The 21,441-nt window shown below is 53.6% G+C and carries 26 protein-coding genes; 8 read left to right on the forward strand and 18 right to left on the reverse strand.

Annotation, left to right across the window (positions count from 1 at the left end):
- Positions 1-35 precede the first annotated feature (35 nt).
- The 6 genes from vsr (at position 36) to dgcQ (ending at position 4,096) form a co-directional block, all read left to right on the forward strand.
- Positions 36-512 carry a DNA mismatch endonuclease Vsr gene (gene vsr / locus ABDW13_RS05125; RefSeq protein WP_343551357.1) on the forward strand — a complete coding sequence of 159 codons (477 nt, stop codon included), beginning with the start codon at positions 36-38 and terminating at the stop codon, positions 510-512.
- Positions 513-582: 70 nt separating this feature from the next.
- Entirely contained in the window at positions 583-855 is a 273-nt protein-coding gene (locus ABDW13_RS05130; protein WP_343551358.1) for a hypothetical protein, read from the forward strand.
- Positions 856-869: 14 nt separating this feature from the next.
- Complete coding sequence (locus ABDW13_RS05135) at positions 870-1,772, forward strand: DUF808 domain-containing protein (protein ID WP_343551359.1); 903 nt, start codon at positions 870-872, stop codon at positions 1,770-1,772.
- Between the two features lie 46 nt (positions 1,773-1,818).
- Positions 1,819-1,950 (forward strand): hypothetical protein, encoded by a 132-nt coding sequence (locus ABDW13_RS05140; RefSeq protein ID WP_008105430.1) that lies wholly within the window; start codon positions 1,819-1,821, stop codon positions 1,948-1,950.
- 181 nt (positions 1,951-2,131) lie between these two features.
- Entirely contained in the window at positions 2,132-2,311 is a 180-nt protein-coding gene (locus ABDW13_RS05145; protein ID WP_343551360.1) for a DUF2158 domain-containing protein, read from the forward strand.
- Between the two features lie 132 nt (positions 2,312-2,443).
- Positions 2,444-4,096, forward strand: coding sequence for a cellulose biosynthesis regulator diguanylate cyclase DgcQ (gene dgcQ, locus ABDW13_RS05150; protein ID WP_343551361.1), 1,653 nt, complete (start codon positions 2,444-2,446; stop codon positions 4,094-4,096).
- Here the strand turns inward: dgcQ and ABDW13_RS05155 are convergent.
- From ABDW13_RS05155 to ABDW13_RS05165, 3 genes are all read right to left on the reverse strand, one after another.
- Positions 4,093-5,313, reverse strand: a complete 1,221-nt coding sequence (locus ABDW13_RS05155) for a glycosyl transferase (RefSeq protein ID WP_343551362.1) — start codon at positions 5,311-5,313, stop codon at positions 4,093-4,095. The two genes, dgcQ and ABDW13_RS05155, sit on opposite strands and share 4 nt — an antisense overlap.
- A 24-nt stretch (positions 5,314-5,337) precedes the next feature.
- The gene (locus ABDW13_RS05160) at positions 5,338-6,132 is read right to left on the reverse strand and encodes a mannosyl-3-phosphoglycerate phosphatase-related protein (protein ID WP_343551399.1); all 795 of its coding nucleotides are present in this window, start codon (positions 6,130-6,132) and stop codon (positions 5,338-5,340) included.
- A 359-nt stretch (positions 6,133-6,491) separates the two neighbouring features.
- Positions 6,492-6,725 (reverse strand): DUF2525 domain-containing protein, encoded by a 234-nt coding sequence (locus tag ABDW13_RS05165; protein ID WP_343551363.1) that lies wholly within the window; start codon positions 6,723-6,725, stop codon positions 6,492-6,494.
- 328 nt (positions 6,726-7,053) lie between these two features.
- On the opposite strand from ABDW13_RS05165, the gene ABDW13_RS05170 reads away from it, so the two are divergent.
- Positions 7,054-7,212 carry a YqaE/Pmp3 family membrane protein gene (locus ABDW13_RS05170; protein ID WP_097096922.1) on the forward strand — a complete coding sequence of 53 codons (159 nt, stop codon included), beginning with the start codon at positions 7,054-7,056 and terminating at the stop codon, positions 7,210-7,212.
- A 68-nt stretch (positions 7,213-7,280) separates the two neighbouring features.
- Positions 7,281-7,475, forward strand: coding sequence for a protein DsrB (gene dsrB, locus ABDW13_RS05175; protein ID WP_343551364.1), 195 nt, complete (start codon positions 7,281-7,283; stop codon positions 7,473-7,475).
- Between the two features lie 103 nt (positions 7,476-7,578).
- Here dsrB and ABDW13_RS05180 read toward each other — a convergent pair whose 3' ends face one another.
- From ABDW13_RS05180 to fliF, 15 genes are all read right to left on the reverse strand, one after another.
- Positions 7,579-9,282: a methyl-accepting chemotaxis protein gene (locus ABDW13_RS05180; protein WP_343551365.1), complete on the reverse strand. Its 1,704-nt coding sequence runs from the start codon at positions 9,280-9,282 to the stop codon at positions 7,579-7,581.
- Positions 9,283-9,420: 138 nt separating this feature from the next.
- The gene (gene rcsA / locus ABDW13_RS05185) at positions 9,421-10,056 is read right to left on the reverse strand and encodes a transcriptional regulator RcsA (protein WP_343551366.1); all 636 of its coding nucleotides are present in this window, start codon (positions 10,054-10,056) and stop codon (positions 9,421-9,423) included.
- A 629-nt stretch (positions 10,057-10,685) separates the two neighbouring features.
- A complete protein-coding gene (fliR, locus tag ABDW13_RS05190; protein ID WP_343551368.1) occupies positions 10,686-11,474 on the reverse strand; it encodes a flagellar biosynthetic protein FliR in 789 nt (262 codons plus the stop codon).
- Positions 11,474-11,743 (reverse strand): flagellar biosynthesis protein FliQ, encoded by a 270-nt coding sequence (gene fliQ, locus ABDW13_RS05195; protein WP_343551369.1) that lies wholly within the window; start codon positions 11,741-11,743, stop codon positions 11,474-11,476. Before fliQ ends, fliR begins: the two co-directional genes overlap by 1 nt.
- A gap of 25 nt (positions 11,744-11,768) precedes the next feature.
- Positions 11,769-12,500 (reverse strand): flagellar type III secretion system pore protein FliP, encoded by a 732-nt coding sequence (fliP, locus tag ABDW13_RS05200; protein WP_343551400.1) that lies wholly within the window; start codon positions 12,498-12,500, stop codon positions 11,769-11,771.
- Positions 12,500-12,895: a flagellar biosynthetic protein FliO gene (gene fliO, locus ABDW13_RS05205; RefSeq protein ID WP_343551370.1), complete on the reverse strand. Its 396-nt coding sequence runs from the start codon at positions 12,893-12,895 to the stop codon at positions 12,500-12,502. The genes fliP and fliO overlap by 1 nt, the downstream gene beginning before the upstream one ends.
- Positions 12,896-12,897: 2 nt before the next feature.
- Positions 12,898-13,305 (reverse strand): flagellar motor switch protein FliN, encoded by a 408-nt coding sequence (fliN, locus tag ABDW13_RS05210; protein ID WP_343551371.1) that lies wholly within the window; start codon positions 13,303-13,305, stop codon positions 12,898-12,900.
- The gene (fliM, locus tag ABDW13_RS05215) at positions 13,298-14,305 is read right to left on the reverse strand and encodes a flagellar motor switch protein FliM (protein ID WP_007891447.1); all 1,008 of its coding nucleotides are present in this window, start codon (positions 14,303-14,305) and stop codon (positions 13,298-13,300) included. The genes fliN and fliM overlap by 8 nt, the downstream gene beginning before the upstream one ends.
- A gap of 4 nt (positions 14,306-14,309) precedes the next feature.
- Positions 14,310-14,795: a flagellar basal body-associated protein FliL gene (gene fliL, locus ABDW13_RS05220; RefSeq protein ID WP_343551372.1), complete on the reverse strand. Its 486-nt coding sequence runs from the start codon at positions 14,793-14,795 to the stop codon at positions 14,310-14,312.
- A 129-nt stretch (positions 14,796-14,924) separates the two neighbouring features.
- A complete protein-coding gene (locus tag ABDW13_RS05225) occupies positions 14,925-16,196 on the reverse strand; it encodes a flagellar hook-length control protein FliK (RefSeq protein ID WP_343551373.1) in 1,272 nt (423 codons plus the stop codon).
- Complete coding sequence (gene fliJ, locus ABDW13_RS05230; RefSeq protein WP_343551374.1) at positions 16,193-16,636, reverse strand: flagellar export protein FliJ; 444 nt, start codon at positions 16,634-16,636, stop codon at positions 16,193-16,195. Before fliJ ends, ABDW13_RS05225 begins: the two co-directional genes overlap by 4 nt.
- A 22-nt stretch (positions 16,637-16,658) precedes the next feature.
- On the reverse strand, positions 16,659-18,020 hold the full coding sequence (gene fliI, locus ABDW13_RS05235) for a flagellar protein export ATPase FliI (RefSeq protein WP_343551375.1): 1,362 nt from the start codon (positions 18,018-18,020) through the stop codon (positions 16,659-16,661).
- Positions 18,020-18,724 carry a flagellar assembly protein FliH gene (fliH, locus tag ABDW13_RS05240; RefSeq protein ID WP_343551376.1) on the reverse strand — a complete coding sequence of 235 codons (705 nt, stop codon included), beginning with the start codon at positions 18,722-18,724 and terminating at the stop codon, positions 18,020-18,022. Before fliH ends, fliI begins: the two co-directional genes overlap by 1 nt.
- On the reverse strand, positions 18,717-19,709 hold the full coding sequence (fliG, locus tag ABDW13_RS05245) for a flagellar motor switch protein FliG (protein ID WP_343551377.1): 993 nt from the start codon (positions 19,707-19,709) through the stop codon (positions 18,717-18,719). Before fliG ends, fliH begins: the two co-directional genes overlap by 8 nt.
- On the reverse strand, positions 19,706-21,436 hold the full coding sequence (gene fliF, locus ABDW13_RS05250) for a flagellar basal-body MS-ring/collar protein FliF (protein WP_343551378.1): 1,731 nt from the start codon (positions 21,434-21,436) through the stop codon (positions 19,706-19,708). The genes fliG and fliF overlap by 4 nt, the downstream gene beginning before the upstream one ends.
- Positions 21,437-21,441 lie beyond the last annotated feature (5 nt).

Here is a 21,441-nt window from a genome sequence, read left to right on the forward strand (position 1 = left end):
TAAAGTTGAAGGAGCCCTAATAACAAGGAGACGCCATGGCAGACGTCCACTCGCAAGATATTCGCAGCAAAAATATGCGTGCCATTCGTAATCAGGATACGGCGATTGAGCAGCGTATTGCGTTGATTCTTAAAGATCGCGGCTTTACCTATCGCGTGCAGGATAAAGCGCTGCCGGGCCGGCCAGATTTTGTCTTGCCCGCCGAAAAAGCGATCATCTTTGTTCATGGCTGCTTCTGGCATCGACATCATTGTTATCTGTTCAAAATGCCGGCGACGCGCACCGAGTTCTGGAGCGGCAAAATTAACAGCAACGTGGAGCGTGACAGGCGCTACATCCAGCAACTGCGTGAAGGCGGCTGGAAAGTGCTGATCGTTTGGGAATGCGCGCTGCGCGGCAAACTGCAATTGGATGACGCGGCACTGATCGAACGGCTGGAAGAGTGGCTGCTAGCCGCCACCGACAGCAGCGAAATTGATCATCAAGGATTGCATCACTATCGCGTTGAATAGCGTCTGATTGTTGCTTTTAGCCAGCAGAACAGTTTAGATCTTCCTTTTCTCTGGGACGCGGAATTGAGCCATGAACAGCATCAAACTGACCGTCAAGCGCCTGTATCAACTCCGCGACGAGCGGATGGTGAACACCCATGCAACGGCGCGCATTTATCTTGGCGACACCTTGGTTGCCACCGAAGAGATCAGCGGCATGACGGAAAGCCCGGTAAGCAAATATTTGCATGCCGGAGATGTAAGCGGGCCATTACGCGTTGAATGGGACTGTGCGGGCATCGCCGATATGACGGTGACAATGATTGAGCGTTGCCCCTGTTGTCAGGATCACCAACCGGAATAATAAGGAACACCATTTTGGCAGGAACCAGTTTATTAACGCTTTTGGATGATATTGCGACGCTGCTCGACGATATCTCGGTGATGGGAAAAGTAGCAGCAAAGAAGACGGCGGGCGTGTTGGGCGATGATCTGTCGCTGAATGCGCAACAGGTGAGCGGCGTCAAAGCCAACCGTGAATTGCCGGTGGTGTGGGGCGTAGCCAAAGGCTCGTTCTTAAATAAATTGATTCTGGTGCCGTTGGCGCTGGTGATTTCAGCGTTCGCGCCGTGGTTGATTACGCCGTTATTGATGATCGGCGGTGCCTATCTTTGTTACGAAGGCGTGGAAAAGGTGCTGCACAGCCTGAATCACGACAAAGCGGAACAAAGTCCGGAAGCCCGTCAGCAGCGTCTGGATAAATTGGCTAAGCAAGATCCGCGTGCATTTGAAAAGGACAAAGTGAAAGGCGCGATTCGCACCGACTTTATCCTTTCGGCAGAAATTGTGGCGATTACCTTGGGCATTGTCTCGGAAGCGCCGCTGCTGAATCAGGTGCTGATTTTGGCGGGCGTGGCGATTTTGGTCACCATCGGCGTATACGGCATCGTGGCGATGATCGTAAAAATTGACGACCTCGGATTGTGGCTGAAACAGAAATCGTCCACCGTCGCGCAGGCGATTGGCGGCGCGTTGTTAGCGTTTGCGCCGTGGTTAATGAAAGCGCTGACGCTGGTCGGCACCATTGCGATGTTTTTGGTTGGTGGCGGCATTATCGTGCATGGCATTACGCCGCTGCATCACGCCATCACTGAGTACAGCGGCGGTTTCAACGGGTTGGTTTCGGCGTTATTAAGCAACGGTACCAATCTGGTGATCGGCTTTATCGTTGGGTCGATCGTGCTGTTAGGTGTAAATCTGATTGCCAAGCTGCGCGGTTAATCGTTATAAAGCGCAGGAAATTTCTAATCACGACCGGGAGATGATGATGAACGACGATATGTTTGAATTCGATATCGATGCACAGCTGGAACAGGCTGAAGCCAAAGCGGCAGAAAAAGCCAACGAAGTGCCAGCCGACATCAGCGACGAAGCGGATTGTGAAGGCTGCAAAATCTAAGTTTCCTGTTCAGGAAGTGCTATCAAAGCCGACAATAAATCTTGTCGGCTTTTTTTATTCTCAGCATTTTTAACTGCTTATTCTGCATAAGATGCATTAATAACTTTCTCATATAGGAAAAAATCCGGCGCAGCTGCTATACCTAACATCGGTCATTTAACGATGAAGAAGGAGGTGCGGTATGATCTTTGCTATGGGCGACGAAGTTCAGCACAAACAGGGCGGCACCATTATGGTGGTGACTGACAATGCCAGTGGAATGGTTGAGTGTCGTTGGTATGACGGCTACAGCGTGCGGCGCGAAGCGTTTCGCAGTGACGAACTCAGTCACTTATCCAGCGCGCAACAGATGGCCAGTTAACCGCATTCGGGACGGTTGTGGACCGTCCCGAATTGTTTTAGCTCGCTGATTTTACTTTGATCCTTGTCTGTACGCTTTCTCTGCAACTGACTACACTTTCCGCATTCGTCTCTTTCCGGAGCACGGCTGCGCATGCCAACCTCGCCATTCTCGCAACGTTTAGGTAATCCGTTTTTATCGGTTCATCTCTGCTTTCTGGCGGTCTTTCTTTTCTCCGCGTTTCTCACCACCCATGAAGCGATAGAGCTCAAAAATAATTACGAACAACGCCAGCGCGCGCAGCTTTCTGAAATCCAGAAAAACCTAGATAGCCAGTTCCAGGAAAGCATTGATGAGCTGCTCTATTACCAGCAGATGCTTAACTATGCGCTCACCCATCCGCTGGATTCCGATCACGCGCGTGAAACCATTGCGCGCTTCCAGCAAGTGCGCCAGCAGCCTTCGTGGCAATTGCAGCTTTCCAGCCCACGCAGCATGCCAATCAACGGCGTGAGCGACAGCTGGCTGATGCGTGATTCGCTGTTAATCCGCGACAGCCGCCATCTCGATCAAGAGCTGCGCGCCGCGCTGGAGTTCAGCTTTATCATGCAGTTTGGCGATGCCAGCAAGGATTTTCATTCGCGCTTTTGGTACATCTCACGCGCCGGTTTCTTTATCAGTTCACGCCCACCGCAAAGTGCACAGGAACTGGAGCAAAGCTACGCGATCATGACGCAGCGCCCCTATTTCCGCGATCAGGATCCGAGCAATCCAAACCATGCAACGCTGCGCTGGACCAAAGGTTATCAAGGCATGTTCAATGAAGGGTTGATGTTGACCGTTAGCTCGCCGATTTACAGCAACAACTATTGGTATGGCGTGCTGTCGATGGATTTCACCCAGCAACGTATCCACGATCTGATGGAAACCACGCGGCACAGTTTGTTGCAGGGCAAATTGCTGTTGGTGGATCGCTCACTGCAAGAGGTCACCCGGCTGCATGCACCTAATGATAAGCCGCTCACCGATGAACAAGAAGCGCGTCTGAAGCAGCGTATTTTGCAACAGCCTGCCGGTGTGCTGCGGCTCGGAACGCAGTTCGCCACCTGGAGCAAGCTGAAAAACGTCGATGCCTATCTGATCAACATCCAAAGCTTGCGCCAGGGATTCTCGCAGGAGTTGGGCCGCGTGGCGCTGTTCATGTTGGGCATGTGGCTGCTGTTCGTGCTGCTGCTGGCGGTGGCGCATCAGGTGATTTTCCGTCTGGTGAAACGTATGGATGCGATGTCGGCCAAACTGACCTGGCGTGCCAATTACGATGGCTTGACGCGCTTACTCAATCGTAGCGCCTTCTTCGAGCAGTTTGTGGCCTTAGCGGCACGCGGCAGTCAGCAACACACGCCGATTGCGGTGATCCAGCTGGATGTCGATCACTTCAAAAAGGTCAACGATACCTGGGGACATCATGCGGGCGATCAGGCGTTGATTCGCGTGGCGAGCGTGATTAGCCACACGTTACGCAAATACGATGTAGCAGGGCGCATCGGCGGCGAAGAGTTTTGTATCGTGCTGCCGGAAACCTCGCTGGAAGAGGCGAAGGCGGTGGCGGAGCGCATCCGTGCGCGCCTCGAGGCGAAAATCATCCTGATCAACGCTAGCACTACGTTCAGCGTTACGCTGTCGGCGGGTGTGAGCAGCAGTGAAGCGCAGGGCGATTACGATGCCGAAAGTCTGCAAGCCAGCGCCGACAGCCGCTTGTATCGCGCCAAAACCCAGGGCCGTAATCAGGTGTGCGGCAGCGATTAAACCTTGCCGTCGTTGTCCTCTTCCACCGCCTGATAAATACGTTGCAGGATGTCGGGGAAGGCCGATTGCACGCGACTCCAGCTGGGGATAAATGGCTTCTCGTTGGGCCGCTCAATGAAGGATTGCCCGGCATCAAGAATTGCCTGAGTGAACATCTCAACCGCCGCTTCTTCGATGTGCTGATCAAACTTGAGGCCATTCATGGTGGCTTCGTGGTTGTAGATCTCCATCATATCCAGCGCATTGCGGTAATAGGTGGCTTTCAAAACGCGGAACGAATCGCTGGTGAGCGGCACGCCCATGGTTGCCAGCTTACGCAGCAGTGACTGCACGATGTCGTTGCTCATGCGCTTCAGGCCGCCGGTGCCATCATCCTCGGCCAGCGGCTGATGTTTATGATCGTAGTTATCGGCAATCTCCACCTGACAGGTTTGGCGCGTGGTGTAGTTGCGATAGATCTCCGACAGCACGCCAATCTCCAATCCCCAATCGCCCGGAATCTTGATGCCGTTCAGCACATGAGTGCGCATGGCAAACTCGCCGGACAGCGGATAACGGAAGCTGGTGAGATAATCGAGATATTCCGAATGGCCGTAGACTTTTTGCAGCGAACGTAACAGCGGGCCGACCAGCAAACGGCCAACGCGACCATTCAATTTGCCATCGGCGACGCGTGCATAAAAGCCTTTGCAGAACTCGTATTGAAACGCCGGATTGGCCAGCGGATACAGCAAGCGCGCCAGCATACCCCGTTCGTAGGTGACGATATCGCAATCGTGCAGCGCCACGCATTGGGTGCGATCTGAAGCCAGCGTGTAGCCGGTACAGAACCACACGTTGCGGCCTTTGCCGGGTTGGCTCGGCGACAATCCCTCTTTGTCTAATTCAGCATCCAGCGCTTTGAGGCGTGGGCCATCGTTCCACAAAATGCGATGTCGTTGCGGCAGGCGTGAGAAGAACTCACGAGCAAACATAAACTGATCGCGGTCGGCGCGATCCAGCCCGATAACGATTTCGTCGAGGTAGGGCACTTTGGCCAGTTCATTAACGATGTTATCGAGAGCTGGCCCTTCAAGTTCAGAAAACAGCGACGGTAAAATCAGCCCCATTTTGCGTTTGCGCGCAAAGCGCACCATCTCTTTTTCCAGCGATTCAACGCTGCGGTGGGTGAGATTATGGAAATTAGTAATGACACCATTCTGGTAAAAATCACTCATCGTCTCATCCTCCTGGTTCGGCCATTAATCGTTAGGCGCAAGAAAATAGTCCAGACCTTCACGCCAGCCTTGCGGGCCAACGTGTGCGGTGTGGTAAACGTTTTGCGTATCGCTGCGTTGCAAGTTGACTGGCGTTTTACTGAAGCCTTTAATCACCACGGCATAATCGACGCGCTCCAGCATTGGCACATCATTGGGCCCGTCGCCCAGCCCAATGGTGATGCGCGGTTGGCCTTCCTGTTGCGCGAAATGTTGGGTGATCTGTTCCAGCGCGATGCCTTTGCCGCTGCCGGCGGGCATGATGTGCCAGAAGCGACCCCCTTGGGTCAGCGCCAGGTTATGTTCAGACAACGCTTCTCGGAACGCGGCTAAACGATGCTCATCATCACGCCACAACACCACTTCGGAAGCTTCGCGCAAGCGGCTTTGGCTGGCTTCGGCCAGCGTCAAACCGGTGAAACGCGCCACATCGGCATCGCTAAATTGGTGAAAACCGTTGAAGCGGAATTGTGCTTGCAGGCCTTGCAGCGTGTGGCACAGCGCACGGTAGGCGGCGCTGGGTTCTTCCGGCGGTGTTTGTGCCTCCAACGCCACGCGCGCGCCGTTTTCCGCGATAAACGGTGCGCCGATGATCCCCAAACGTTTTTGCAGTGGGATGATCTCCGCAGCGGTTTTGCTGGAACAAATAACCAGCGGGATTTGATGTTGTTTCAGCCGCGCCAGCCATTCACTGGCGGCATCCCAGTTGTAGTCATGGTGATCCAGTAATGAGCCATCCAGATCGGTAACGATCAGCAGAGACGCGTTCAGACTCAGCATCATCACACTCCTTACGCCAAAGGCATCCGTAAAGCAGAGAGTAATCAGTATAATAGCGTAATGGCGATCACACTTTTTCGCGTGAGCTTGACCACTACAACCAGGATAATTCTTAAATGATAGCCGCAGCAGAATCCTCCATGCACAGTTCGTGCACAGAAAATCATCAGCCGTGGCGCGGTGTTAACGGCAGTTAGCGTGAAAGGATAGACGAAATTGTTCGATTACCACGCAGGGTTAAGACTTGTCTTAAGTGTGCTAAGGCGTAATCTGACCAGGTGTTAAGAATTCCCTGGTGTAACGAATTTACTGATTTACTTTACCCGGCCAGCGTGCCGGGTATTTTTTTGTAATCGATTTCAGCGATTCACTTCGGTAATGGCGAAGTCACGAATATCGAGTTCAAAGGCTTCGGCTAACTCGGTGTAGGAGTCATAAGCTTCGCCATTCACTTTGACGCGATGGGCGTGTTCAGCTTCCATAAACTCTTTCACTTCACCGGACGTTTTCTTCTGAATCGCTTCCAGCAGCGCATCGACATCAATATTCACTTCGCGCTGCACATTCTCGCTGTACTCTTTTGCCGTCGTCATGGCGCCCTCCCAGAGGCGATCGGATGAATTACCCGCATAGTTTGCAAGTATAGACGTTGCTGAAAAAGGCGGCGGCGAGGGCAAATGGCGGGCAAAAAAAAGCCCGCGCTGCGCGGGCAAAAATCCTTGTTACTTTTAGGTTGACTGCGCCTTTGGGGTTGGTGCAGTGAGGAGAAGTGTACGAGTTGGCTGCGTCAAAAGTCTCGCCATGAAATGTTAAGAAAGCGAAAAGTCCGATATTGACAGAGTTTTACCTGCTTTTAAGCGCGGGACCTGTGGAAGCGTCTATGCTTAGCGATTGATTGTTAAGTGATATCAGGGAGCAAATATGGACTTTTTACGTATTGTGATAGCGATTTTACTGCCGCCGCTGGGCGTTTTCCTGCAAGTGGGATTTGGCGGTGCTTTCTGGCTCAACATCCTGTTGACGCTGTGCGGCTACATTCCCGGTATCGTGCATGCGGTATGGGTTATCGCACGACGCTGATCGTGATCAGGCAGCATTGATTATCTTCCGTTAAACTGTGTCGCAGGACTATTTGTGGAGAGTAATCAATGAAGGTGAATGACCGCGTTACAGTGAAAACCGACGGCGGTCCGCGCCGCTTAGGTACGGTGCTGGCAGTGGAAGCATTTAATGAAGGCACCATGTATCTGGTGGCGCTGGAAGATTATCCGCTGGGGATTTGGTTCTTTAATGAGAGCGACCACGCAGAAGGGATTTTTGTTGAGCCGTATGTAGAGGCGTAACTCGCGGCTGCTCGCTCGATCTGCTCCCTCTCCCATTTATGGGAGAGGGTTGGGGTGAGGGACATCGCGCACAAATGTGAGGGGCAGCGCGCTCCGATCTAACTTAAAACGTTTCCCAATTATCATTACCCGCCGAGGCCAATGCCGGACGCGGCGTTAACGTTGGCGCACGCAACGCCGATGGTGCAGATTTCACCAACTGCGCTGCCGGGCTGTCATTGAGACGGAACACTGCCACCGCCTGCGTCAATCTGCCCGCCTGATCTTCCAGCGACGCCGCCGCTGAAGACGCTTCCTCAACCAGCGAGGCGTTCTGCTGCGTCACGTTATCCATCTCAGTCACCGCCAGGCTCACTTGCTGAATGCCGCGACTCTGCTCATCGGACGCTGCCGCGATCTCCGCCATGATGTCGGTCACGCGGCGCACGGCTTCGACAATCTCGCCCATGGTGCTACCGGCTTCACCGACCTGACGCGAACCGTTGGTGATCAATCCCACCGATTCGGCGATCAAGGTTTCGATCTCTTTCGCTGCCTGCGCACTGCGCTGGGCCAGATTACGCACTTCGCTGGCCACCACGGCAAAGCCGCGGCCTTGTTCACCGGCGCGTGCCGCTTCCACTGCGGCGTTCAAGGCCAGAATGTTGGTCTGGAAGGCGATGCTATTAATCACGTTGGTGATTTCGGCAATCTTCTTCGAGCTGCCAGAAATATTGTTCATGGTTTGCACCACGCCATTCACCAGATCACCGCCGCTGCGCGCTTTGCCAGAAGCATCCGCCGCCAGCTGGCTGGCGTGATGGGCGTTCTCGGCGTTCTGCTTCACCGTCGCGGTCAACTGTTCCATACTGGCGGCAGTCTGCTCCAGCGCCGAAGCTTGTTCTTCAGTGCGGGAAGATAAATCGGTGTTACCGGCGGAGATTTCGCTCGAACCTTGGTAAATCGCTACCGCACCTTCGCGTACCGTGCCAACGGTGCGCACCAGCGAAGCCTGCATCAGTTGCAGGTTGTGCAGCAGGCTACCAATCTCGCTGCGGCCAAAAGCTTGTTCCGGCGCGGTCAGGTCGCCTTGTGCGATGCGTTCAATGCGATCAACCGATTGGCGCAGCGGATTAATTACCACGCGACGCAGGAACACGAAGGTCAGCAGCACCAGCACCAAGGCCGCCACAAAGGCCACGGCCATGGCGATAAAGCCGACGCGTGATTGATGCGCGGCGGCGGCATTGATCGCTTCTGCGCGATCGGTGCGGATTTTAATCGCTTTCAGCAATACCGCGTTGTAAGCGTCATCCAGCTTGCGCGTCACATCGGTCTCTTGCGCCACAATGCCTTCAAAGCTGCCTTGTTTGGCCGATTCAATCATCGGCTTCAAGCCTTTATCGATATACGCGTTAAAGCTGGCGGTTAACGGTTCGTCGAGCGCGATATCTTCAGGTGTCTTGGCTTGGCGATCCATATACACCTTAAAGCCTTCACGCGCCTGCTTGATGCGCTTCTCGGTGGCCGCTAAATCCGCGCGGTAACCGTCCATCTCACCAATACGTGCCGCCGCACCGGATTGCAGCACGTTCAAACGCGCGGTACGCAGATGGTTGGAACTGTTGGAGATGCCCATGCGGATTTGAATTTCTTCGGTGGCATCATTGAGGGAATTGTTACTTTGAATCAAAAAATAGCTGGCGAGTCCAATGCACAGGGCAAAAAGCAGCAGAATGCCACCAAAGATCATACTGAACAAAGGCATCAGGCGCAGGTTCTGCCAGATGCTGAGCTTATGTTGCTCATCAATCGATGCTGTTTTCATATCCTTGCTCTCTATCTAGGGGTGATGAGAGTAAGCATCGGCAGCGGCAGTGAAAGGATTAGACAGGGAAGTGGGATCTAACTCGCAAAACGAGAAAGGGCCGATCTGGCGATCAGCCCTATTATTCACCGTGCGGAATTAACGAACGTTAACGTAAATTCCCGAGGTCACATTATCGGTTAAACGCACCACATGATAAATAACCTGCTTATTATGGGTTTTAATTTTGCGTTTAATATTACCTTTGTGTGACGAAACTGTTTTAGCTTTAATTTGCATCTTGTCTGAAATTTGAATGGTGTCATGACCTGACATCCACATTTTCAGCATATTTGATTCAGTCTGGCTTAATGTCAGTGGATGCACATCGAGGCCAGCGGAAATACGTGGCGAAGCGTTGAGTTTCTTTTGCAGGTAAGTACCTAATAATGAATCCAACGTCGAGGTTTTTATCGATTTTGACGTAATAATCAAGTTCTTACGAACGTAGAGGTATTCCTCAAAATGGATATTCGAGATCGCCATGAATATAAAGAATAAGGTATCAGGATGCTGCATAATAATGGCACGAATACGATCGCTCGAATCTGATTCGTGAATAAAGCACTCTTCGTTGATAAATACCACGCCCGGCTTTAATTGCTCGCAACGTTGTTGTAACTGTTCGATATCGGACACCGGAGTAATATTTTTCTTTTTAACTCCTTTGGCCGACATATAGTCAGACAAACCCAGGCGTGTGTAATTACATGAATCCATAATAATCGTTGGCATTATAGCGACCCTCACCAATTTGTTATCCGTTTAAATCAACGATGAATACGCGTTTGCGGTACGAGAGAAATTTCCAAAGACACTTTTATATTCTGCTCGGCAGATTGGCGATAGTGATCCATGCGCCATCATGACTCTTCCCTGAACCGTCCTGCGAAGTTATTTTTTTAGTGCATCCACGTCACTCTAAACTCAGCCATAGTGGGAATGGCTAAGGATTTGGATTAAGTGTTTAATTCGCTCTGTTTTGAGAGCCCTGTCACTATCGCTTAGATCACAGACAAATCTGATAGGACAATTCTTAAAAACATTTGAATCGCGAAAGTGTGACGCTTTAGCGAGCGTTGACAATGCCGGAAAAAAGGGATTTAGACAAGAAAAATCGCTGTGAAATTTTTTTTGTTTAAAAACAGCCCTTTGAGCATTTCAACGTCCAATTCATAAAGTTAGATACCTTAGGAATCGTCTGACTAAAATACGCGAAGCGCCGTTTAATAAGAATAATTTTCACCTAAAATGCGCATTTATCAGAATTTCCTCAGTTGATTTCTGGGAAATATGGTTCGAAAAATGCACAGACTTATTCCCATTGCTTAACTATTACTTAAGAACATCTACAGAATAGTTAATCAACCTGCGCGGGAAAGTTCTGACATAAACTGCGCGAGCAAATCAAAGACTTCGCTGAACAGATGTTCACAGAAGGGAGCAAGCAGCGGCATCATCATCCCCATACTGAGGATCCCCACCGTTAAGGTAATCGGGAAGCCAATGGCGAAAATGGATAGCTGTGGTGAAACACGGTTTAACAAACCTAGTGCCATGTTAAGCGTGAGTAACAGAACTATTAAAGGCAGCGCTAACATCATGCCATTAAGGAAAATTAACCCGGCGGCCTTCACCAATGCCATAAACGCATTGGCGTTAAGCGGATGATCGCTGATCGGCAAGGTGTGGAAACTATCGACTAATAATGAAATCAGCCACAGGTGGCCGTTGAAGGTAAGAAACAGCAGCATTGCCAGCATATCGAGGAAGCGCGCCAGCACCGGCATGTTCAAACGGCTGCCGGGATCAAAGAAGGTGGCAAACGACAAACCCATCTGCAAACCAATCACTTCACCGGCCATGCGCACCGCCGCGAAAGCCAATTGCATGGTCAGCCCAATGCTGATGCCAATCAGCAACTGTTGCAGCAACAACCAGAATCCAGCGGGCGTAAACAACGTCACTTCAACCGGTGGCAGTACCGGAATAATGATGTAGGTGGTTAATACCGCCAGACCAATTTTGACGCGTTTGGGAATCGACTTTTCGCTCAGCATCGGCGCGCTGGCAAACAGCGCCAGCAAACGCACCATTGGCCAGAAAAATTGTGCGACCCAATGGATCAGCTGGCTGCTGTCGAAGTTAATCATTAGCCAATAATGTACGGCAGGTTGCTAAACAGGGTGCGAATGTAATCAAGCATAAGATTTAACATCCACGGACCGGCGATCACCGCCGTTGCCGCCACGGCCAAAATTTTCGGAATAAAGGAGAGGGTTTGTTCGTTGATCTGGGTTGCCGCTTGCAACACGCTAATGATCAAACCGCTTATCATCGCCACCAGCAACATCGGTGCCGCCATCATCAGGGCGACGCGCATTGCTTCCTGGCCCATAACCATTACTGATTCAGGTGTCATGTTGCATTCCTCGAGATAGGTTGAACTACGAGTAGAAACTCTGCGCCAGTGAACCCACCAGCAATTGCCAGCCATCCACTAACACAAACAGCATCAGCTTGAACGGCAGGGAAATGGTGGCTGGCGGCACCATCATCATCCCCAGCGCCATTAACACGCTGGCGACCACCAGATCGATGATCAGGAACGGGATGAACACGGTGAAACCAATCTGGAAGGCGGTTTTCAATTCACTGGTGACGTAAGCCGGTAGCAGAATGCGCATTGGCACCGCTTCCGGGCCTTGAATCGGCGGCGTATTCGCCAGGCGGGCGAACAGGGCTAAATCGGCTTCACGTGTTTGACGCAGCATAAATTCGCGCAGCGGCTGTGCCCCTTTATCAATCGCGTCCGCCATGCTGATTTTGTCCTGGCTGAACGGCAGATAAGCGTCGGAATAAATCTTGTCGAAAGTCGGCGCCATAATAAAGAAGGTTAAAAACAGCGCGAGGCCGAGCAGCACCTGGTTAGGCGGCGCAGAAGGCGTACCCAAGGCGTTACGCAGCAGGCCAAACACAATGATGATGCGCGTGAAGCTGGTCATCATCAGCAACACCGCCGGAATAAAGGTCAGCGAGGTGATGAACACCAGCGTCTGCACCGGCAGCGACCAGCTTTGGCCGCCATTAGCCAGCGGCTGGCTGATCAATCCCGGCAGTTGCGCATGGGCAACCGGTGCCAGCAATAACAGCGGCAAAAGAGCGAGGAGTCGACGCATCATTGGTTTTTTCCGGGACGTTTAACCATGTTCTGCAACAGCTGACGGAAATCCTGCGGTGCAGCAGCGTTGCCAGCCTGTTCTTCTGGCGGCAACGGCGGTAAAGAGTGCAGATGGGTGATTTGCTGAGCGGTAACACCCAAAACCAAACGCGCATCAGCGGTATCGACAATCACCACACGCTCACGCTGACCGACCTGCACGGTGGCGCTGACTTTCAGCGCCTGGCCGGTGACGGTTTTTGGCGCAAAACCCAGACGTTTTGCCAACCAGCCACAAGCGAGAATCAACAGAACAATCACCGCCAGCACGCTGCTGACCTGGCCAATCACCGAACCGGTGGAGACCACCGGCTGGCTGTGAACCGGTTGCTCTGTTTGCGTGTTCTTCAACATGCTTAGCGGCTCAAACGACGCATACGTTCAGATGGCGTAATGATGTCGGTGATGCGCACGCCATATTTGTCGTTCACCACCACCACTTCACCTTGCGCAATCAGATAGCCGTTGATCAGGATATCCAGCGGTTCACCAGCCAGACCGTCCAGCGCCACTACCGAACCTTGCGTCAGACGCAGCAGCTCTTTGATGGTCATCTTGGTGCGGCCCAATTCCACGGTCAGTTTGACCGGGATATCCATGATCAGATCGATATCTTGCAGCGAGCCGCTGACACCCGGATTGTCGAGTGATTTGAACACATTCTCAGTTGGATCAGGCGCGCTAGTGGCGGTCTGTTCGTTCATAGCTGCAGCCCACAGATCGTCCGCGGAGACGTCATCAGACGGATTCTTGCTGTCACTCATCGGGCTGTTCCTCGTTCAGCGAATTCAAAATCGGGTTAATCAAATGTTCTACACGCAGGGCATACTGACCGTTAATGGTGCCGTATTGGCTGGTCAGGACAGGTACGCCATCGACGTGGGCAATGATGCGATCCGGCTTCTCAATCGGCAGGACGTCACCAGGTTTCAATTGCAAAATGCGCGACAGACGCAGCGATGTTTCCGCGAAGTGGGCAATCAGCTCCAGCTCCGAGTGCTGCACCTGTTTCACCAGATTGTCGCGCCAGTGGTTATCTTCCTGACGGGAGTTTTCCAGCGGTGGATTGACCAGCAGCTCGCGCAGCGGCTCAATCATTGAAAACGGAATACAGATATTGAATTCACCCACCAGGTTGCCGATCTCCACCTGGAACGGCGTGTTGACCACGATGTCGTTCGGCGAAGTGGTGATGTTGGTGAATTTAACCTGCATCTCTGAACGTACATATTCGACGTCCAGCGGATAAATGGCTTTCCACGCGTCGCTGTAGCCATCCAGCGCCAGCTTTAACATGCGACGGATTACGCGCTGTTCGGTATGGGTAAATTCACGGCCTTCCACTTTGGTCGGAAAACGACCGTCGCCGCCAAACAAGTTATCGACAGCAATGAATACCAGGCTCGGTGAAAACACCACCAGCGCCGTACCGCGCAGCGGCTTGAGGTGGATCAGGTTCAGGTTGGTTGGCACCGGCAGGTTGCGGGCAAACTCGTGATACGGCTGAATCTTGATCGCACCGACGCTAATATCCGGGCTGCGGCGCAGCAGGTTAAACAGCGCCATACGAAATTGACGGGCAAATCGCTCGTTGATGATCTCCAGCGCCTGCAAACGCTCGCGCACCACGCGACGCTGGGTATTGGGATCATAGGGACGGATGTCGCCATCGGCCCCTTTGGAACTGTTCTCTACTTCCGCGCTGTCACTGTCGCCATTAAGCAGCGCGTCAATCTCAGCCTGGGAGAGAATGCTATCGCCCATTAAATCACCTCAAAATGAAGGCGGTAAACAGCACGTCACTGACGACCTGAGCCGGTTGATCTTTTACCAGCGGCGGGGCAAGAACCTGTTTGATTTGATCAACCAGCGCTTGCTTGCCTTGCTCGGTTGCCAGCGCGGTAGCGCTCTGGCGTGACAGCAGCAGTAACAAACGGCTGCGCACTTCCGGCAGGTAATCATTCAACCGACGACGGGTGTCCTCATCGGGCAGACGCAGGGTGAACCCCACGTACAGCACACGGTCAGGATCGTTGTCAGGATTGACCAGGTTAACTGTAAACGTATCCATTGCAAAAAATACAGGAGCGACCGGAGGCTCAACTTTCGCTGCTTCCGTCTGGCTGCCCTCGTGTTTATTCATCATTCGCCAGACTGCATAGCCTGCCACGCTGCAAGCGGCCAGCGTTACAATCAGTAACACCGGTATTAGTAGTGAACGTTTGCGGCCTTTAGCTTTCGCGTTATCAGACATCTTGCAGTTACTTCCTGTGAATTATGGGCAAACCTCTCGGCTCACCTGGACAGATTATCCCGCGTCTTAAGTCAAACAATGGCAAGAAAAGACGCGGGTTTTACGCTTACCTTCAGCGTTTAGCTGCTGTCAGGCAAAGATATCGACAGCGCCGTTACCGGCCACGCGCGCTTGAAGAGCTGCCGGGACGGCAATAGGCGTTATCTCGTTTTCACTGTCCTGGGAGAGGGTAAAGCTGCCGTGCTGTCCGTCACGACGTCCTTCTTGTTGGCCCTGATAACTCTGGCCCTGTGCGAAGGCGTCGCTGCTGACGTTACTCTGTCCCAGGTTTATTCCGCTCTCCGCCAGCGCTGTTTTCAGCTGAGGGAGAGCCGCTTCCAGCGCGGCCCTCACTTGGCTGTGGCTGGAAACCATATTTAACTGTGCCTGATCTTTATCGAGCGTCAGGCTAATCTGGATAGCGCCCAGATCCTGCGGATGTAAGCGCAATTCGGCGTTCTGCTGCCCGTTGCGGCTAAACATCACAATTTGTTGACTCAGCGCCTGCTGCCACTCGCTGCTGCCGAGCTGCGCATTCAGCATTGGCGTCGATGGCGTGGTGCTGGTCGAAGCGGTGCTGGCAACCAGTGAACTGGTGCTGCTGAGCGGCGCGCTGGTGATTGGCGTCGCCACATCATTACTACTGTTCTGCGCAGCGCTGCGTTCTTCCGGCTTACTCAACGCGCTCAATACTTGCTTGAAACTCTCATCCAGCGTCAGGGCGCCGGTGGAACTGGCGGTGGCGCTGGTGTTGCTATTGCTGGCCTGCGCACTGGCGCTGGTTTGCGTTAAGACACTTACAGCATCGCTGGCTTTCTTACCGGTGTTATCTGGTTGCGCTGATTCTTCTTTTACTGCGCTTTGCAGAGAACCATTTAACAATGCGGCATTAAGCGAAGCGCGAGTGTCAGTTTTGCCTTCGCTCAGGCTGCTGCTTACGGTTGGCTGACTGTTGCGGTTCTCAACGGCTACCGGCAACATGGCGAATAACGCCTGCACATTCTGTAAGTCGCTGGCACTTAACGAACTTGCCTCACTCTTGTCTTTATCATCGGCTGATTTCAGCGTGGCTTTAGTGTTTTCCGGCTGTAAAAGTGCGTTTAACGCATCCGGTTTGTCCAATGCCTGTAATAACGCGCTTAATGACGCTTTTGTGACGTCTTTTTCATCAACTTCTGCTGTGAGATCAGTTGATTGCGTGTTAACACCTTGTTGCTTTGCCAGCGTCAATAAGCGGTTGCCGAGTTCCGTAATAAATCCCTTCGGCAGCGTATCGATACCTTGTAAAAGATCGGGTGAAACTGAAGTATCCGCTTCTCCCTTAACCGAGGTTTGCGTAGCAAGTGTTGGCAGCGTAATCATTCGCCTTTCCTCAATGCGGCCCGTTGGGCAAATTCATCCATCCGTTTCTGATCGAGACGGTTTTCTTGTAGTAATGCTTTTTCCTCAGCGCGCGTAATCAAGGTTTGATAAGCATTGAGCCGCTTATGCTTCTCACGCCAGTTGCTCAGCGCGGTTTCTAAACGCTGATTCCACTGGAAAAGCTGTTGGCGATGCTGATCGATAGCTTTTTCTAGCGTCTGAATAAATTGGTGGTAGTTGCTCCAGCGCGTGCTGGCGATGCCGCCGGACATGTCCTGGTTGAGCTTATTACGATACTCATCCTGATAATCCAGCAGCATGTTGAGTTGTTCATCGGCCTGCTGCACGCCACGGCGCATATCACCGAGATGGATCACCGCACTTTCCAGCTCTTGCTCCGCGATATCGCGCAGCTTGTCAATGGCACTGGCAGTTTTCATGGCTTAACCTCGCTTCCCAGCGTTAACCGAACATCGCCTGCAGATGCAAACAGGCATCGTCGTAGTCGCTGCGTTCGAAAATACCTTGATGCAGGAAGGCTTCCATCTCTGGGTAGAGCTTGATGGCTCTGTCCAGCATCGGATCGCTGCCTGCGGCATACGCACCCACGCTCACCAGATCGCGGTTACGCTGGTAACTGGAGAGCAACTGTTTGAACTGACGCACACGCGCATAATGCGACTCATCAATTAATGAGGTCATGGCGCGGCTGATCGACGCTTCAATATCAATCGCCGGATAATGCCCGGCTTCCGCCAGACGGCGTGACAACACAATGTGGCCGTCGAGAATCGCACGCGCTGAATCGGCAATCGGATCTTGCTGATCGTCGCCTTCGGTTAACACGGTATAGAAAGCGGTAATCGAACCGCCGCCATGCGTCCCGTTACCGGCGCGTTCTACCAGCGCTGGCAGTTTGGCAAATACCGAAGGTGGATAACCTTTGGTCGCTGGTGGCTCACCGATCGCCAGTGCGATTTCACGTTGCGCCATCGCATAGCGGGTGAGGGAATCCATAATCAGCAATACATGCTGACCGCGATCGCGAAAATCTTCGGCAATGCGCGTGGCGTAAGCCGCACCTTGCATCCGCAACAGCGGCGACACATCCGCTGGCGCAGCAATCACCACTGAACGCGCGCGGCCTTCGGCACCGAGAATGTTTTCAATAAACTCTTTTACTTCACGACCACGTTCACCAATCAAGCCAACCACAATCACATCGGCTTTGGTGTAACGCGCCATCATGCCGAGCAGTACACTTTTACCCACGCCTGAACCGGCGAACAAACCCATACGCTGACCGCGACCGACGGTGAGCAGGGCGTTAATCGCGCGTACGCCGGTATCCAGCACATCTTCAATCGGCGTACGTTGCAGCGGGTTGAATGGTGCGGTGATCAGCGGTGCGCGATAGCCGGTTTCAGGGGAGGGCAAACCATCCAGCGGTTTGCCGCTGCCATCCAACACGCGGCCCAGCAGTTCCGGGCCGAGCAACATCTGTTTGCCGCTGTGTCCGCTGTCGCCACTGACGCGCGCATACACGCGAGCGCCGGGCAAAATGCCGTCGACTTCCTCCAGTGGCATCATCAACAGTTTCTGCCCGTTGAAGCCAACCACTTCACTTTCTACTTCAGTGATTTTGCTGCCATCGGTACGTTCAATAATGCAGGTGGCACCGAGCGGCAGTTGCAGCCCGGTGGCTTCCAGCACTAAGCCGGTGGCACGCGTCAAACGGCCGTAACGACGCACCGTTTGCACCTGAGAAATGCGATCTTCGAAGGCGTCGAGCGCACCGAGCCAGCGTGACAGGCGCGAAGTCATTACAGCGTCCCCGGCGCAGCGAGGCGGCACAGTTCCTGCCAGCGCGTTGCCACGCTGGCATCGAGATCGCCATCTTCAGCGCTGAGTTTGCAGCCGCCAGGATGCAGCGTGCTGTCGGCCAGCAAACGCCAGCCGTGCAGATCCAGCGTTGGACCCAGCGTCTGCTCGATGCGTTGCAAATCGTCCGGATGCACGCGCAACTGCGGTTTGCCGCTGAACATCGGTTCTTGTTGAATCAGCTGCTGAATCTGACGCAGCAGGGCGCTGCCATCCACCTGCGTGGCTTGCCCAATCACCGTGCGCGCCGCTTCCAATGCCAGCTGCATCAATCGCGAGGCGATCACGCTGTCGAGCGCTTCCAGCGTGTGATGGAACTCGGTCACCAACTGCTGCATACGCGCCTGCAACGGCGCTTGCTGCTGCTGTGCATCGGCTAAACCTTGCTGGAAACCGGCGTCATAACCGTTTTGTTGCGCCTCGGCAAACCCCTTTTGATAGCCTTCGCTGTAGCCTTGCGTTTGCGCATCTTTGCGCATTTGCTGCTGCATACGTTCGAGTTGCTGCTGCTGTTCCGCTTCCGCGCTCAGCTCAACATCGACTTGCGGTTCTTCAACCATCGGCTGCTCCGGCTCGGCGCCAAACGGGCTGCCTAAATCATCAGGCTGCCAGCGCTGCCAGGCACGGGCGGAAAAGGCATCAGACATAGGTTTCCTCGCCACCACCAATTACCATCTCGCCTGCTTCTGCCAAACGGCGTACCACCAGCAGGATTGCTTTCTGTTCGGTTTCCACCGCCGACATACGCACCGGTCCGCGGTTGGCCAGATCGTCGCGCAGGATATCGGCCGCACGTGCCGACATGTTCTTGAGGAACTTCTCGCGCAGTGGCTGCTCGGCACCTTTCAATGCCACCAGCAACTGCTCGGATTCCACTTCCTGCAACAGACGCTGGATGCTGCGGTCGTCCACTTCCACCAGGTTTTCGAACAGGAACATCTCGTCGATGATCTTCTGTGCCAGCTCGCCATCGAAGTCGCGTACCGCTTCGATAACCGCTTCTTCCTGCTGCGTTTTCATCAGGTTGATAATCTCGGCTGCGGTTCTCACGCCGCCCATCTTCGCGCGCTTGAGGTTGGTGCCATCCAGCAAGCCGTTGAGCACTTCGGTCAGTTCCGCCAATGCTGCTGGCTGCACACCACCGAAGGTAGCGATACGCAGCATCACATCGTGACGCAGACGTTCGTCGAACAGCGCCAGAATATCCGCTGCCTGACCGCGTTTGAGGTGCACCAAAATGGTGGCGATGATCTGCGGATGTTCGTCGCGGATAAGATCGGCCGCCGCTTGTGGCTCCATGAAGTTGAGTGTTTCCATGCCGCTGGTGGTCTCGTTCTTCTCGAGAATATCTTCCAGCAGGCTGGAGGCGCGCTCTTCGCCCAGCGCTTTGATCAACACCGAACGCAGGTAATCGTTAGAGTTGAGGCTCAGCGCCGCAAACTGTTCGGCATCGGCTTCGAACTCACGCAGCACTTCAGTCAGCTGCTTGTGCGAAACCTGCTTCATGCTGGCCATCGCCTGACTCAGATGCTGCACTTCACGCTGGTTGAGGTGCTTGAACACCTCTGCCGCGCGCTCTTCGCCGATAGTCATCATCAGAATGGCGCTTTTTTCAGTACCGGTCAGACTCATAGTTCGTTACTCATCCATTCACGGATAACCAGCGCCACAACGCGCGGATCGTTTTCAGACATATCGCGGATGCGCTGGCTCATCACCTCGGCGCTCATGCGGTTAGAAGATTTACGCTCTTGTTCCAACTCATCTTTGCTGAGCTGCACGCTGAAGGCTTCTTCATCTTCCATCGCCGCTGCACGCGCTGCCGCTGCTTCAGCCGCCGCTTTCTCTTCGGCTTTCTTACGCATCAGCTGTGGACGCACCAGCTTGCGATAGAGGATGAAGGCAACCAACGCCACCAGCAGCCAGCGACCGGCGGTCATCAACTGATCGAAGAAGGCTTGTTGCTGCCAGAATGGCAGGTCGCCCGTGCTTGGCTCGGTCGTGTTGAACTGCGAGTTCACGACATTGACACTGTCGCCACGCGCCTGGGAATAGCCCATCGCTTCGCGGGTCAAATCTTCAATCTGTTTGATCTGCTGCTCGTTAAGCGCAGCCGGTTTGCCTTTGCCGTCGTCGAGGTAGTTCACCACCACCGCAACCGACAGGCGCTGCACATCACCCACGTTAACTTTGGTATGACGAATGGTGCGATCCAGTTCGTAGTTAACCGTGTCATTACGGCTGGAGCTGCTTGGGCCGCTGCTTTGTGCGGTGCTGGTGGTGGTGCCATTGTTTTGCGCATTGTTCTGCGCGTTAGCGTTTTGACCGTTGGCATTCTGGCCGTTTGCGTTGTTCTGCGGATTGGTTACCGGCGCGGTATTAGCTGGCGCAGGCTGATTCGACAATGCACCCGGCACGCCGCCAGGATACGGGCTGCCATTTTGCTCGGAAGTATTGGTTTGACGCGAACGCACCGCGGTGTTGTTCGGGTTGGCGTTCGGCTGATATTTCTCGTCGGTTTGTTCGCTGCGGTCAAAGTTGATCTGCGCCGTCACCTGCGCATGCACATTGCCCTGGCCAACAATCGGATTAAGGATGGCTTCGATACGTTGCTGGAAGCGCGCTTCCACTTCTGAGGCATATTTCAGTTGCGCATCATTCAGGTCACGACCTTCGCTGTCTGAACGCGTCAGCAGGCGACCGGTTTGATCGACCACCGTAACGTTGCCCGGCGGCAAACCGGCCACGCTGCTCGATACCATGTGCTGAATCGCCTGAATCTGGCCTTCATCCAGCGCACGACCCGGTTGCAGGTTCAGGGTCACCGAAGCGGAAGGGGCTTTCTGCTCGCGCACGAACAAGGTCGGTTTTGGCATCGCCAGATGCACGCGCACGCTCTTAACTGGACCGAGCGTTTCGATGGTGCGCGACAGTTCACCTTCCAGCGCACGCTGATAGTTGACTTGCTCGCTGAACTGGCTGATACCGAACTTCTCTTTATCCATCAGCTCAAAGCCAACATTGCCGCCTTTCGGCAAGCCTTGTTGTGCGAGGCGCAGACGCAATTCATGCACTTTTTCGGCGGGCACCATCAGCGCTCCACCGTTTTCGGCAAACTGGTAAGGGATGTTCATTTGCGTCAGCTGAGTGACAATCGCGCCGCCATCCTCGTCTGAGAGGTTGTTATAAAGGACACGATAATCAGGCGCTTTCGCCCACATCACCAAGGCAAAAACCACGGCAATCACCGCCGCGGCAGCAACAATTAAGGGGATTCGCGGATTAGCGCGCAGGCGGGCGAGAAGGTCACTGAAACCTTTCTTTGCTGTCTCTGGTGTAGCGGCTGCACTCGCATTCATGACCA

The organism is Pantoea sp. (assembly GCF_039594315.1).
GTDB lineage: Bacteria > Pseudomonadota > Gammaproteobacteria > Enterobacterales > Enterobacteriaceae > Pantoea.